The sequence below is a fragment of the Aeromonas sp. S11(2024) genome, from assembly GCF_041402345.1.
Classification (GTDB): domain Bacteria; phylum Pseudomonadota; class Gammaproteobacteria; order Enterobacterales; family Aeromonadaceae; genus Aeromonas; species Aeromonas veronii.
On sequence record NZ_JBGLRC010000001.1, the window covers coordinates 305,452 to 319,260 of the forward strand.

General features: G+C 60.3%; 11 protein-coding genes. 10 read left to right on the forward strand and 1 reads right to left on the reverse strand.

From position 1 onward, the window contains the following. The first annotated feature begins 214 nt into the window (after positions 1-214). Genes ACB040_RS01280 through ACB040_RS01295 form a run of 4 tightly spaced genes read left to right on the forward strand, consistent with a single transcriptional unit; the run spans position 215 to position 5,345 of the window. A complete protein-coding gene (locus tag ACB040_RS01280; RefSeq protein ID WP_371154204.1) occupies positions 215-1,534 on the forward strand; it encodes a lipopolysaccharide biosynthesis protein in 1,320 nt (439 codons plus the stop codon). Next, positions 1,522-2,928, forward strand: coding sequence for an O-antigen ligase family protein (locus ACB040_RS01285; protein ID WP_371154202.1), 1,407 nt, complete (start codon positions 1,522-1,524; stop codon positions 2,926-2,928). Before ACB040_RS01280 ends, ACB040_RS01285 begins: the two co-directional genes overlap by 13 nt. Beyond that, positions 2,925-4,196: a glycosyltransferase family 4 protein gene (locus tag ACB040_RS01290; protein WP_371154200.1), complete on the forward strand. Its 1,272-nt coding sequence runs from the start codon at positions 2,925-2,927 to the stop codon at positions 4,194-4,196. Before ACB040_RS01285 ends, ACB040_RS01290 begins: the two co-directional genes overlap by 4 nt. Positions 4,197-4,208: 12 nt before the next feature. Then, complete coding sequence (locus tag ACB040_RS01295) at positions 4,209-5,345, forward strand: glycosyltransferase family 4 protein (protein WP_371154198.1); 1,137 nt, start codon at positions 4,209-4,211, stop codon at positions 5,343-5,345. Between the two features lie 50 nt (positions 5,346-5,395). Here the strand turns inward: ACB040_RS01295 and ACB040_RS01300 are convergent, their stop codons facing one another. Then, entirely contained in the window at positions 5,396-6,415 is a 1,020-nt protein-coding gene (locus ACB040_RS01300) for a diguanylate cyclase domain-containing protein (RefSeq protein ID WP_371154196.1), read from the reverse strand. Between the two features lie 1,265 nt (positions 6,416-7,680). Between ACB040_RS01300 and hybO the strand changes: the two genes are divergently transcribed. Genes hybO through hybE form a run of 6 tightly spaced genes read left to right on the forward strand, consistent with a single transcriptional unit; the run spans position 7,681 to position 13,794 of the window. Next, positions 7,681-8,814: a hydrogenase 2 small subunit gene (hybO, locus tag ACB040_RS01305; RefSeq protein ID WP_005351450.1), complete on the forward strand. Its 1,134-nt coding sequence runs from the start codon at positions 7,681-7,683 to the stop codon at positions 8,812-8,814. A gap of 2 nt (positions 8,815-8,816) precedes the next feature. Further along, positions 8,817-9,863 (forward strand): hydrogenase 2 operon protein HybA, encoded by a 1,047-nt coding sequence (gene hybA, locus ACB040_RS01310; RefSeq protein WP_371154193.1) that lies wholly within the window; start codon positions 8,817-8,819, stop codon positions 9,861-9,863. Next, positions 9,856-11,043 carry a Ni/Fe-hydrogenase cytochrome b subunit gene (gene hybB / locus ACB040_RS01315; protein ID WP_021230238.1) on the forward strand — a complete coding sequence of 396 codons (1,188 nt, stop codon included), beginning with the start codon at positions 9,856-9,858 and terminating at the stop codon, positions 11,041-11,043. Before hybA ends, hybB begins: the two co-directional genes overlap by 8 nt. Then, positions 11,040-12,743: a hydrogenase 2 large subunit gene (gene hybC / locus ACB040_RS01320; protein ID WP_371154190.1), complete on the forward strand. Its 1,704-nt coding sequence runs from the start codon at positions 11,040-11,042 to the stop codon at positions 12,741-12,743. The genes hybB and hybC overlap by 4 nt, the downstream gene beginning before the upstream one ends. Next, on the forward strand, positions 12,743-13,273 hold the full coding sequence (locus ACB040_RS01325; protein WP_371154188.1) for a HyaD/HybD family hydrogenase maturation endopeptidase: 531 nt from the start codon (positions 12,743-12,745) through the stop codon (positions 13,271-13,273). Before hybC ends, ACB040_RS01325 begins: the two co-directional genes overlap by 1 nt. Continuing rightward, complete coding sequence (gene hybE, locus ACB040_RS01330) at positions 13,255-13,794, forward strand: hydrogenase-2 assembly chaperone (protein ID WP_371154186.1); 540 nt, start codon at positions 13,255-13,257, stop codon at positions 13,792-13,794. The genes ACB040_RS01325 and hybE overlap by 19 nt, the downstream gene beginning before the upstream one ends. Positions 13,795-13,809 lie beyond the last annotated feature (15 nt).

Here is a 13,809-nt window from a genome sequence, read left to right on the forward strand (position 1 = left end):
CCAAATGGGGCTAAGAGGTGGGGCAGATTGCGCCGGTCGGTGCAATTTGCAGCCAGCGTTGTGCAAAACGCAAATGCCAGTCTCATTCTGGGCTTGTTCAGGCCGGTTAAGCCGCACAGAGGGGCTATCGCTTCAGGGCGGGAGTGAGTGGCGTGGGCTTTGCATTAGCGGTAGCTGACCCGGAGCAGGATGCTTCGGGTGGCTGGGAGGCCCTATGAAACTTGGTGTGAACCAGATTGCCATGCTCTATTACGCCGGCGGCTTGCTCCTGATGAAGGGGATCTCCCTGCTGATGCTGCCGGTGCTGACCCATCAGCTGCAGCCTCGTGAATACGGCCAGCTGGAGGTGCTGCTGACCCTCATCAATCTGGGTTCCCTTATTTTGGGCTTCGGGCTGGTGGATGCCCTCTACCGCTTTGCCGGATTGGCGAAAGATGAGCAGGAGCGCCAGCAGGTGGTGGCCCGCATGTTTGGGCTGGTCTGGCTGATCGCCCTGGCCAGTCTGGTGCTGCTCTGGCTGCTGGCACCTGTGGTGCAAGCCTGGTTGCCGGTTGAAACCCGCCTTGCGGATGTGCGCTGGGTGCTCTGCGCCCTGCCGTTTGAAGGGGTGATCGGCGTGCCACTGGCATGGCTGCGCATGCGCAATCAGGCCCGGCTCTTTTTCGTGGCGACCGCAGGCAAGGCGGTGATCCAGTCCCTGCTAACCGGCTGGTGGCTCTGGCTCGGCTGGGGTGTGAGCGGGGTGTTGGCCTCCGGCACCCTGACCTGCATCGCTCTGGCGCTGCTGCTGAGCCTCTGGCAGTGGCGAGATAGCGGGATCCGCTTTGACTGGCAACACTACCGGCCGCTGCTGCGCTATGGATTGCCCCTGGTGGTGAGCGGGCTGGCAGGTTTTGCCCTGAGCGGACTGGATCGCTGGTTGCTGGCCGATGTGGTGGGGGAGGCGCTGCTCGCCTACTACGCGGTGGCGGGCAAGCTGGCGCTGGCGGTGGGGTTGTTGCTGCAACCCTTTGCCCTCTGGTGGTATCCCCGCCGTTTCATGCTGTTGCGCGAGCCGGATGGACTGCGGCTCAATGCCCACTACAGCGTAATGGGGTCGGTACTGGGGTTTGTCACCGCGGGGATTGTCGGGCTCACTGCCCCCTTGCTTATTCGCTGGCTGACTCCGGAGAGCTATCACGGGGCGATCGCCTATATTCCGCTGCTGGTGCTGGGCATGGCGGTGCGCAATGTCTCGGACTTGCTCAATGTCGGCTGCTTCAGCGGCGAGAAGAGCAATGCCCAGATGGTGATCAATCTGGGCTGCAGCGCCCTTGGGGTCGCAGGCTTTCTGCTCGCCATCCCCCCCTTCGGGGTCGCCGGGGTGATCTGGACTCTGCTGCTGGTCTATCTGGTACGGGCGCTGGCCTTTTATCTGGTGAGCCAGCGGTTGCTGCCGCTGCCATATCGTCTTTCCAGACTCTGGGCCAGTTCGCTCGGGGCGCTGGCGATGGTCTGGCTCGGCCAATGGTGGGCAGGATCATGGCTCGTCTAACGCCGGCCATCTGGGCAAGCGCCATCTGTCTGGTGCTGGCTCTGCTCTGGTGGCGGCTTCCCCATCCCTTGCTGCTACCGGTGCTCGGCCTTGCCATTCCCGCCATCTGGTTTGCCCTGCGCTGGCCCTTCTTGATGGTGCTGGGGTTTGTCACCTTCTCCTTCTTTCGGCTGCATGAGGTGTTCCCCCAGCTCTATCCCCTCAAGATCCCGCTGCTCTTCTCGCTGGCCGCCATCGGTGCGCTGGTCTGGCACATTTTGCTGACCGGCCGGATCAAGCCCTACTGGAGTCCAGCCCTGAGCTGGCTGACGGCCTTCTTTGTGATGGTCTCCATCGGTGTGCTATTTGCCAGCAACCGGGGCGAGGCGATCGCCACCTGGACCGGCAGCTACAGCAAGATCTATCTGATGACCCTGGCCACCGCCTGGCTGGTGCGTACCCCGGGGGATTTTGCGTTGGCGGTGCGCACCTTCGTGGTAGCGGGCTGTCTGGTGGCGCTGGTGGCCCTCTACAACAAGGCGAGCGGAATTGGGCTGGTGGAGGGGACCCGGGTGACCATAGGGCGCGAGCTGGGCTCTGTGCTGGGGGATCCCAACGATCTGGCGCTGGTGCTGCTCTTTCCTGCCGGCTTTTCGCTGAGCTTGCTGCTCAATCAGGGCAATGGGGTGGGGGGGCGTTTGCTGGGGGGGCTTGGCTTTGCGCTGACTGCGGCCGCCATTATCGCCACCCAGAGCCGGGGTGGTCTGCTGGGTATCTGCGCCGTTGGTGGCCTGTTTGCCTGGCAGCGAGTGAAGTCGAAAACCCTGTTGATCTCGCTGGGGATGGTCGCGCTGGTGGTGCTGTTTGCCGCCGCCGGGATCAGCGACCGGGCATCTGGCGGCGCCGCCGAAAGCGGGGTCGATGCCTCGGCCATGGGGCGGATCTACGCCTGGCAAGCGGCCTGGGGCATGGCGTTGGGCCATCCGCTGGTGGGGGTGGGCTTGTCCAATTTCTATTACAACTACTTCTTCTACAGCCCCCATTGGGATGGACTCAATCATGCGGTGCACTCCACCTGGTTCGGGGTGCTGGCTGAAACCGGCTTTGTCGGGCTGGCGCTGTTTATCGGCATGGTGACGGTGACCCTGCGCAGTTGCTGGCGTTGCCAGCTTGCTGGCATGCCTCCTGCAGTGATCACGGCGATGCAGGGGGTGATGGCCAGCATGGTGGGGTTTGTGATTTCGGGATCCTTCCTGACCCAGGGTTTTACCTGGCCCATCTATCTGGAGTTGGCGCTGGCCGTCGCCGCCATCAAGTACGTGCAGCAGGCGGCCACAGAGGTGAAGGCCACCGCTGAGGAGCATCAGGAGGCAACCCGGTTGCCGGCAGTGCCACCAAAGGGAGCAAGAGGATGAACGCAACCCCTGTTTTGCTGCTTCACTACGGAGAGGACTGGATCCGCGGCAGCGAACGCTGCCTGCTGGATCTGCTGGCCCACCTCGATCGCAGCCGCTTTACGCCCCTGCTCTGGTGCAATAGCCCGACGCTGGCGGCAGAGGTGGCCACCCTCGGGGTAGAAACCATGGTCGAGCCGTTCAGCCTGCTGCTGGGATGGCAGGCGCCCCATTTTGATCTTGCGGCCCATCGGCGCCTCTCCCGGCGAGCCAGAGAGCTCATCACCGAGCGGCAGATTGGGCTGGTGCACGCCAACAGCGCGGCTCCTTGTCAGTGGCTGGCGGGGGTCTGTCGGGCGTTGCAGGTACCGCTGGTGTGCCACCTCCATGCCCGTTACCAGCCCAGAGACAGGTTCAGCCTGCGGGTTCATCAGGCAAGCGTGCTGATCGGGGTGAGCGAGCCGGTGTTGACCGGTTGGCGCCAGGATGGCTGCGCGGCCGATCGGTTGGTCCGGGTGCCCAACGGGGTCGATGCCGCTCGCCTGAATGGCGGTGCTCACTGGCCGGTCGTCGGCATGTTGGGCTTGCCACCGGGGGATATGATCATCGCAACCGTCGGCTCCCTGATCAAACGCAAGGGGATTGATCTGCTGATCCGCTCGCTGGCTGCCCTGATGGCATCGGGGGAGGAGGCTCAGTTGCTGATTATTGGCAGCGGTCCGGAGCGGGAAGCATTGATGGCGTTGGCTGTCGAGCTCGGGGTGGCCGAGCGTGTCCACTTTCTCGGCGAGCGGCCGGACAGTGCGGCTATCTTGCGGGGCGGGGTGGATCTGCTGGTCTCCGGCGCCCGTGAGGAGGTGTTTGGTCTGACGTTGGCGGAGGCGGGCATGTTGGGGCTCCCGGTCAGTGCCTATCGGGTGGGCGGCATCCCCGAAGTGGTGGAGGAGGGGGCGACCGGCTTGCTGGCAACCCCGGGGGATTGGGCCGAGATGGCTGATCACTGGCGGCAATTGAGTAATCCTCAACGCCGATGTGAAATGGGGCAGGCCGCTAAGTTGCGTGCTGCACAGTTGTTCACGGTGGCGCGCTACGTTGACGGGGTCACGGCGGTGTGGGACGCCGCGCGGGCTGGTCGTTGGCACGCCACGGCCTCCGCACCCTTCCGACCACTCATTCACTGGGCGGGGCAACGACTCCTTGCCAGAGGGCGCAATATGCTGGCGAGTGGGATGGCAAGAGTGGCGCAAAAAGTGCAGTTGGGGTTTGGCCGCCGCAAGGTGCCAGAGTAAGGGAGCAGCAAGATGAGCATGCAAACTGAGCCGGTGTTCGGAAAGGTCATCGTTGTGGATCCCATCCCGTTTCGCGGGGGCTCAAAGGTTGCGACCGAAGTGCTGCTCGATGAGTTGGCCAAACGGATGCCCGGGCTCACATGCCATGTGCTGACCCAGGATCCCGACTCCTGGCCCCGTTGTCAGCATCATCCCCTTTGGTTGCCCCACATATTGAAGGGGCGTGAGTCCGGCATCGGCTATCTGCTAAAACAGGGGTGGCAGACCCTGCTGATCCTCTGGCTGGTGTTGCGCTTGGGGGAGGTGAAGTGCCTGGTGGCGGCGTCCGGGCCGGGAGTGGATCTCTGCTGTTACTGGGCGGCCCGCTGGTTGCGGTGCCGGGTGGTTCAGCTGATCCATGGCCCTGTGGGGTGCTCGGGGCTCTCTGCCAGAGCCCTGCAGCGTGCGAATTTTGTCTTTTATCTCGAATCAACCCGCAGCTCCCTGACGGCATTGCTGGCCCGGCTTGGCGAGACCGAGTTCCCGTCACACTGGCAGCCATTTACCAACGGTTTGAGCGAGATTGATTGGCCCAAAGCGACCCTGGGTGGTCCCCGCATTTTGTGGGCGGCCTCGTTGCTGCGCTGGAAGGGGCTGGAGACCATGCTGGCCGCCCATCAAATGATCCCTGATGTTCGCCCCGAGCTGATGGTGTGCTATCTGCAACCCAAGGGCACGCTGCAGCCCTGCAGCCAGCCTCAGCCACAGCTGCCAGACACGCACTGGTATGCCAACCCCGCCAATCTTGACGAGATCCGATCTCAATGCGGCATTTTTGTCTCCACCAGTCATCAGGAACCGTTTGGTCTCTCCATTCTGGAGGCCATGGCGGCAGGATTATGCGTAGTGATCCCGGCCGATGGCGCCTGGTGGGATCGACATCTCACCGATGACCTGAATTGCCGTAAATATCAGCCAAACGATCCCGGCGATCTGGCGCGGGTGCTGGCCAGCCTCAATGCCATGCCCGACGTGGTCAAGCGACTTGGCCATCATGCCCGCCTGCATGCCATGGTCCATTACAACGCGGCAGATACCTATCAAAGCACACTGGATCAGTGGGAAGGTATGTTGCGATGGGATGCGTTGAGCCTTGCCGTGCATGGTTAGCGCGCAGTGGTTCCCCACGGGGAGGATGGGGGCGTATGAGGGACTTATGGTCAGACTGGTTGCGGGAGGCTGGGTGACTCCGCCACTCTGATGCAGTTACGGCCGGATGATTTGGCGGTGTAGAGCGCAGTATCAGCCAGTTTTACCAGTTCAGACGGCTGCCAGTGACTCGATGGTCTGAGGCAGGCAACACCCATGCTAACTGTCACCAGACCGGTGGCATTTTGTGCGTGTGGCTGCGCGAGTGCAAAAATCAGCCGCTGGATATGTTGGGCAATTTCATAGGCGGATTGACGCTCGACATGTGGCAGCAGGATGACAAACTCCTCTCCCCCGTAGCGGGCCACCAACTCCCCCGAGCGGCGCCCGGATTGCGCCAGGGTATGGGCCAGCAATCGAAGGCACTCGTCACCGGCAACGTGGCCATAGAGGTCGTTGAACTGCTTGAAATGATCGATGTCGAGCATGATGAGCGCAATCGGCATCTCTGTCTGAATACAGCGCTCCCAGGCTTGGTTCAATGAGTTGTCGAACAGACGACGGTTGCCAATGTTGGTGAGCCCGTCGGTATTGCTGAGCGCTTCCAGTTTCCGGTTCGCTTCCGCCAGCTCCTTGGTTCTGAGCTCGATAATGAGCTCCAGCTCATGTTGGCGCTCCTCCAGACTGGTCATCGGGTAAATTTCGCTTTCCCGAGCCGCACAGTAAGGGATGGAGATACTGCTGTGAGCAATTTTCCACGCCATGGCTTCGTGTCGAAAAATCAATACCAGCCTGGCGGTTCTGCGGGAGAGGATAGGTTCTGATTTCGGTAGATGGATATGAAAGAAGGCGGTGACAGCTACCACATCGGCGGCCAGATCTTGCAGGGTCACGTCGAGTATTTCCAGGCGGATCCTGCCTGGGATCTGGGCAAAATCGCGGCGGGTTATCCGGATCCACTCATCTTTATCGGTAACCAGAACATCACTGCTGCCGGCAAAGCCGCTGAAATTGTCGCTAAACCGCGTGGTGAGCCGATCATCCCGTGATGAATACAGCTCGATGTACTCATCAAACAGTGAGCGGATCAACTGTTCCCGTTCAGTGGTCATTGCGCTGGGCCCATGTGAAGTGGTCACGTTTTTCAAACGTTCGATTGAACTATAGTCAATTATGTCATTTTAATTGGCTATCTATCTTGATTTTTCTCGTTTTTTTGTTCAATCCCCGCACTTGGCAAGTGTCCGTAGGGCCAGCCAGAAACAAGGCTCCATGGCGTGGTTATCAGAGGCAGTCAGGGGGAGGCGTCTCTCTGCAACTACGGCCGCTGCGGGCTGCATTTCACGAGGTGAGCAGGGCTGTCAATGAGTTCGATAAGGCAAGGTAGTGGCTGGAGCCACTGCTTGGCTGATGATTAATACACTTATCGTTTGTCATGTTTATCGTCATCCCAACTCATTTTTTGGGGTTGCCATTGAACAAGAATAATTATCATCTTTATCGATGGGGATGGATATTTACGCTCTGGTTAATTAAGCGGGGTGACGTGAAGGTAAATAGTGTGAAGGTGGGCGGTAACATCTGTAACCGGATGAGCGAATGCATCGCGAGTTAAATATGATATCTATGTTGCAGACAGCCTTCCACCTTGCCTTTTCTCTTACCATTAATTTGAATGCAGATTCACGATGATGCGTAAACATATCCGTGATCGCGATATTTTACTCACCCGCATCCAAGACAATAAAGAGTGGGGTAGGTCATACTGATATGCATACCTCGGCGGCATCTTTTCACTAAGCTGTGTTAAACGGCAGGGAGGCCAAGCGGGGTTGTACTGTGTGGGTTAGCAGAAGCAATCATCGCCGTCCAGTGCAAACTGAAACCAAACGACATGCAGGTAAATCGTGCCATGCAGGCCGTGCTTGCTACCGGTGGTAGCGGGCCGTGAGACCGTTCTGGTATGGGGAGGCAAGTCAGGAGGTTGTTCCGTGGATGACTGTATGGAATATGCAATGAGATGAGTAAAGATATATTCAATGGATCATTTATTGGTGGGCATCAGTATTGTGAAATGAGCGGTATAGCCTAGATTTCAATCATGTTAATTTGGCTCACAGTGAAAGAGAGGATATGCGGCGATTAATTATTTAATATCCAATTAAGTTCATAAAATTTACGGGGATGCTAAATATCTCTTTGGGGGTAATTAATTTCATTTGTGATGTGGCTCGCTATGAAAATAGGGGTAAGCCGGTCGAAATTGATAGAGATCAATACTGCAGGGTGGGTGAGTCCTTAGCATTTCCGCTATTAAGCATTTATCAAACAAGTGCTCACTACGGGAATAAGAAGAATGGTCGAGGATAATTTTTTATCGGCTCATGGGATTAATCGCCGTGATTTTATGAAATTGTGTGCCGGGATGGCCGCAACCCTGGGATTAAGTCAGCATGCCGTCGCCAAGATGGCCACTGCGCTCACCAGCCCCGAACGGCCGCCGGTGATCTGGATTGGGGCGCAGGAGTGCACCGGTTGTACCGAATCGCTGCTGCGGGCCACCCACCCCACCATCGAGAACCTGATCCTCAACACCATTTCGCTGGAGTACCACGAGGTGCTCTCGGCGGCCTTTGGTCATCAGGCGGAAGAGAACAAGCACAACGCCATCAAGCGCTATAAAGGCAAGTATGTGCTGGTGGTGGATGGCTCCATTCCGCTCAAAGATGGTGGCGTCTACTGCATGGTGGCCGGTGAGCCTATCGTCGACCATATTCGCCGTGCTGCCGCCGACGCGGCTGCGGTGATCGCCATCGGCTCCTGCGCCGCCTGGGGCGGTGTGCCTGCCAGCGGTGGCAACCCGACCGGCGCTGTCAGTCTGGAAGAGGCGCTGGGCAATATCAGCACCCCGATCATCAATATCCCGGGCTGCCCGCCCAATCCCCACAACTTCCTCACCACGGTTGCCTACTACATCACCTACGGCAAGCTGCCGGCGCTGGATAGCAAGAAGCGTCCGCTGTTTGCCTATGAGCGGCTGATCCACGAGAACTGCGAGCGTCGTCCGCACTTCGACGCAGGGCGTTTTGCCAAGGAGTTTGGCGATGAGGGTCACCGTCAGGGTTGGTGTCTCTACCATCTGGGCTGCAAAGGGCCGGAGACCTATGGCAACTGCTCGACCCTGGAGTTCTGCGATGTGGGCGGCGGCATCTGGCCGGTCGGCATCGGTCACCCCTGTTATGGCTGCAACGAGCAGGGGGTCGGTTTTAGCAAGGGGATCTTCCAGCTCGCCAAGGTCGAGAACCCGACTCCGAGGGTGGATAAACCCGATGTGAAGATCCAGGAGGGGGGCTATACCTCGCCCACCGCAACTGGCCTGATCGGTGGCGCCCTCGGGGTGCTGGTGGGGGTGAGTCTGATGACGGTGCGTGAACTCGGTCGCCAGCAGAAGCGCCACGAAGCCGGGCAGCACCCATCACGGGAGGAGTAACCGTGAACAGACGCAACTTCCTCAAATTCGCCTCCGTCGGTGCGCTGGCGGCGGGCACAGCCGTACCCGGCACCGCACTGGCGGCGGCCAAGAACAAGCCGCCCATTCCCGGCGCGCTCGGCATGTTGTATGACTCCACCCTCTGCGTCGGCTGTCAGGCCTGTGTGGCGGAGTGTCAGCGCCTCAACGGCAACCCGACCAACCCAGCCGGGGCGCAAACCTGGTCCAACAACGACAAGCTGACCCCCTACACCAACAACATCATTCAGGTGTGGAAGAGCGGCACTGGCGAGCACAAGGATCAGCTGGTGGATGGCTACGCCTACATCAAGAAGCAGTGCATGCACTGCGTCGATCCCAACTGCGTCTCGGTCTGTCCGGTGCAGGCTCTTAAAAAAGATCCCAAGACCGGCATCGTTCACTACGACCCGAGCGTCTGCACCGGCTGTCGCTACTGCATGGTGGGTTGCCCGTTCGATGTGCCCAAATATGACTACGACAATCCGCTGGGGGCGATCCACAAGTGCGAGCTCTGCAACCAGAAGGGGCTTGAGCGGATCGATCAGGGCAAGTTGCCTGGGTGTGTCGAGGTGTGCCCCACCGGCGCCGTCATCTTCGGCACCCGCGAGGAGCTGATGGCCGAGGCCAAGCGCCGCCTGCTGGCAAAGCCGGGCAGCGAGTACGCCTACCCGCGCCAGACCCTCTCTGCCAACGACCCTTACCTGCACGAAGTGCCCAACTACCAGCCATACGTCTATGGCGAGAAGGAGGGGGGCGGCACCCAGGTGCTGGTACTGGCCGGGGTGCCCTATACCAAGCTCGACATGCCCGACTTGCCGGAGCTCTCCTCCGGTGCCCGCTCCGAGCATATCCAGCACACCCTCTACAAGGGGATGGTGCTACCCATGGTGGTGCTGACCGGCCTCTCGGTGCTCATTCGCCGCAACACCAAGAATGGTCACGATCACCATCACGATGATGGCCATGATCAGGGGAGTGCGCAGATCAAGGATCAGGGCACCACAAAGGGAGGCAAGGATCATGAGTAACCACAAGGCGTATCCCCTCGGCGGCAAGCTGGTCAGCTGGCCGGTGCTGGTGCTGGCCCCCTTTGCCGTGCTGTGCGGCATGTTGATTTTAAAACGCCTCGTCTTCGGGCTGGGTTCGGTCACCGATCTGAATGGCGGTTATCCCTGGGGACTCTGGATCTCGTTCGATCTGCTGATCGGCACCGGTTTCGCCTGCGGCGGCTGGGCACTGGCCTGGGCTGTCTATGTGTTCAACCGGGGCGAGTATCATCCGCTGGTGCGGCCGGCTCTTTTGGCGAGCCTGTTTGGCTACTCGCTGGGCGGCCTCTCCATCACCATCGACGTGGGGCGTTACTGGAACCTGCCGTACTTTTACCTGCCCGGTCACTTCAACACCTCCTCGGTGCTGTTCGAGACGGCGGTCTGCATGACCATCTATATCGGGGTGATGGCGCTGGAGTTCGCTCCCGTGCTGCTGGAGAAGTTCGGCTGGAAGGCGTCACTCATTCGCCTCAACAAGATCATGTTCTTCGTGCTGGCGTTGGGGGCTCTGTTGCCCACCATGCACCAATCCTCCATGGGATCCTTGATGATAGTGGCGGGGGAGAAGATCCATCCGCTCTGGCAAAGCTACGAGTTGCTGCCGGTCTTTTCGCTGCTGACCGCCTTCATCATGGGCTTCTCCATCGTGGTATTTGAGGGCTCTCTGGTGCAGGCGGGACTGGCGGGGCGGGGCCCCAATGAGAAGTCGCTCTTCTACAAGCTGACCCAGGTGATCGACATCTTCCTGATCCTGTTTGTGGCGCTGCGCTTTGCCGAGATCGTCATCCACGACAAGTCGGAGTATCTCTCCGAGTTCAATCGCTTCTCCATCATGTTCTGGAGCGAGATTGCGCTGATGATCTTCCCGCTGTTGGTGTTCCACTGGGACAAGAGCCGCCGGGATTCGCGCATGTTGTTCCTGGGGGCCCTCAGCATGCTGCTGGGCGCAGCCCTCTGGCGACTGGATTACTCCCTGCTCGCCTTCAACCCCGGCAATGGCTACCACTACTTCCCCTCCGCGGAGGAGGTGCTGATCTCCTTGGGCTTTGTTGCCATCGAGGTGTGTGCCTATTTGCTGTTGATCCGGCTGCTGCCGGTACTGCCATCACTTGAACGTGTTCACCAAGATTATCAGGCCCGAGGGAAAGCCAACGTATGAGCCAACGTATCACCATAGACCCCATCACCCGCATTGAGGGGCACCTGCGTATCGACTGCGAAATCGAAGGCGGCAAAGTGACCAAGGCCTGGTCGTCCGGCACCATGTGGCGCGGCATGGAGGAGATCGTCAAGGGCAACGACCCGCGCGATGCCTGGATGATAGTGCAGCGCATCTGCGGGGTATGTACCTCTATTCACGCCATCGCTTCGGTGCGGGCGGTGGAGAACGCCATCGGCGCCAAGGTACCGGTCAACGCCCAGTACATCCGCAACCTCATTATCGCGGCCCACAACATCCACGATCACATCGTCCACTTCTACCAGCTCTCCGCGCTTGACTGGGTGGATATCACCGCGGCCCTTGAGGCCAATTCGCAAAAAGCGGCGGACATGCTCAAGGGGGTATCAACCTGGTCCCTTAACAGTGCCGACGAGCTGACCAAGGTGCAGGACAAGATTCGCGCGCTGGTGGCGAGTGGCCAGCTCGGCATCTTCGCCAACGGCTACTGGGGTCACAAGGCGATGAAGCTGAGCCCGGAGGTGAACCTCATCGCCGTGGCCCACTATCTGCAGGCACTGGAGTGCCAGCGCGATGCCAACCGTATTGTCGCCATTCTCGGCGGCAAGACCCCCCACATCCAGAATCTGGCGGTGGGCGGCGTGGCCAACCCCATCAATCTGGATGCGCCGAGCGTGCTCAACCTGGAACGACTGCTCTACGTGAAGAGCTTTATCGACCGGCTCGGCGAGTTTATCGAGCAGGTCTACAAGGTGGATGCCGCCATCATAGCCGCGCACTATCCCGAGTGGCTGACGCTGGGGCAGGGGGCCAAGCACTACCTGAGCGTGCCGGAGCTGCCCACCGACGCCAACGGCGGCAGCTTCCTGATGCCGGGCGGTTATATCGAGAATGGCAATCTGGCGGGTTATCGCCCTATCGAGAGCCATCAGGATGGCTGGCTGATGGATGGCATCGCCGAGAGCAACAAGCACGCCTGGTACAAGGATGACGAGCCCCTCAAACCCTGGGATGGCAAGACCGAGCCCAACTACACCGGCTGGCAGGATGATGGCAAATACTCCTGGGTCAAATCCCCCACCTTCTACGGCAAGGTGGTGGAGGTGGGGCCGCTTGCCGACTTGCTGGTGAAGCTCGCCGCCAAACACCCGGAGACGATAGCGCACTTCGATCAGCTGAACGGCATCTACAAGGCGCTCACCGGCTCTGCCATCAAGACTGAACAGCTGCACTCCACCATGGGCCGCATCATCGGTCGCGCGGTGCGCTGCTGCGTGCTGAAAGATACCCTGGCGCACCAGTGGAAGGCGCTGGTGGACAACATCGGCAAGGGGGATACCACCGCCTATATCAAGGCGGAGATCCCGGCGGACAAGGAGTTTCGCGGAGTGGGCTTTGAGGAGGCGCCGCGCGGCATGCTCTCCCACTGGATCGTCATCAAGGGCGGCAAAATCGAGAACTATCAGGCGGTGGTGCCATCGACCTGGAACTCGGGCCCGCGCAACTTCAATGATGAGCCCGGCCCCTACGAGCAGGCGCTGGTGGGCACCCCGGTGGCGGATCCCGCCAAACCGCTGGAGGTGGTGCGCACCATCCACTCGTTCGACCCCTGCATGTCCTGTGCGGTGCATGTGGTGGATACCCAAAATGGTGAAACGACTCAGGTGAAGGTGCTGTGATGGACATCCTGATCCTGGGCGTCGGCAACCTGCTGTTGAGCGATGAGGCGGTGGGGGTGCGCATCGTCGAGGCGCTGGGGCGCAACTACCGTTTCGCCCCCGGTATCGAGCTACTCGACGGTGGTACCGCCGGCATGGAGCTGCTCGAAGCGATGGCCAGTCGCGACCACATCATCCTGGCGGATGCGGTACGCAGCGGTAATCCACCGGGCACCGTAGTGACTCTGAAAGATGAGGAGATCCCGACCCTGTTTGGCCGCAAGATCTCCCCGCACCAGCTGGGACTGGCGGATGTGCTCTCGGCGCTGCACATGACGGGGGAGTCGCCCAAGCGGCTCACCCTGATCGGGGTCGAGCCCGAATCCCTCGAACCGCGCATCGGCCTCACCCAAGTGGTGGCGGCTGCCATGGGGGAGGCGACGGATCGGATCTTGACCCTGCTGGCCAGTGTCGGTGCCCCTGCCATCCCGCTCTCTGAGCAGGAGAAAGCTGAACAAGCGCGGGAGGGCTTATGGCGCAGTCCCATTTAAGCGAGGCTGAGAGAGTGCTGGAGAGAGTACCGGAGACGGCACAGGAGTTTGCCGGTTTTGCCAGCAATCCCGCGCCTCTGCTGGTAGCCCAGTACGAGCGGATCGCTCGCGAAGAGATGCAGGCGTTGCCCTTTTATCACGCCACCATGCCAATCGTTGCGGAGTGCGTGTTGTTTGAAGACCAGTGGCTTGGCTGCGTGCTCACCCCCTGGATGCTGAGCGTGGTGGTGCTGCCGGGGCCGGATCAGCTTTGGCCGGTGCGCAGCAGCAGCGATCGACTCGCCCTGCAGCTCCCCTGCGGCAACATGACCTTTATGGTGGGTGAATTGCCCGAAAGTGGTCAGCTGCTGTCCTGCTCCCTGATGTCGCCGCTCGATCCCCATCTCGGTGCCGTGCAGGGGCGCTCACTGGTGAGCAGCACCCTCAAGATGCTGCTCTCCTTGCCGGTGCAGCAAGGGGCTGGCGGCGTGGATCTGGGCCGCAGACGGCTATTCGGTGCCCGGCGCGGTCAACCGGCATAGTCGCTAGGTTTCACG

Excerpts from the sequence above, each read along its gene's own strand:
- ACB040_RS01280 (WP_371154204.1), top strand. The coding sequence starts at position 215 with ATGAAACTTGGTGTGAACCAGATTGCCATGCTCTATTACGCCGGCGGC.
- ACB040_RS01285 (WP_371154202.1), top strand. The coding sequence starts at position 1,522 with ATGGCTCGTCTAACGCCGGCCATCTGGGCAAGCGCCATCTGTCTGGTG.
- ACB040_RS01290 (WP_371154200.1), top strand. The coding sequence starts at position 2,925 with ATGAACGCAACCCCTGTTTTGCTGCTTCACTACGGAGAGGACTGGATC.
- ACB040_RS01295 (WP_371154198.1), top strand. The coding sequence starts at position 4,209 with ATGAGCATGCAAACTGAGCCGGTGTTCGGAAAGGTCATCGTTGTGGAT.
- hybO (WP_005351450.1), top strand. The coding sequence starts at position 7,681 with ATGGTCGAGGATAATTTTTTATCGGCTCATGGGATTAATCGCCGTGAT.
- hybB (WP_021230238.1), top strand. The coding sequence starts at position 9,856 with ATGAGTAACCACAAGGCGTATCCCCTCGGCGGCAAGCTGGTCAGCTGG.
- hybC (WP_371154190.1), top strand. The coding sequence starts at position 11,040 with ATGAGCCAACGTATCACCATAGACCCCATCACCCGCATTGAGGGGCAC.
- ACB040_RS01325 (WP_371154188.1), top strand. The coding sequence starts at position 12,743 with ATGGACATCCTGATCCTGGGCGTCGGCAACCTGCTGTTGAGCGATGAG.
- hybE (WP_371154186.1), top strand. The coding sequence starts at position 13,255 with ATGGCGCAGTCCCATTTAAGCGAGGCTGAGAGAGTGCTGGAGAGAGTA.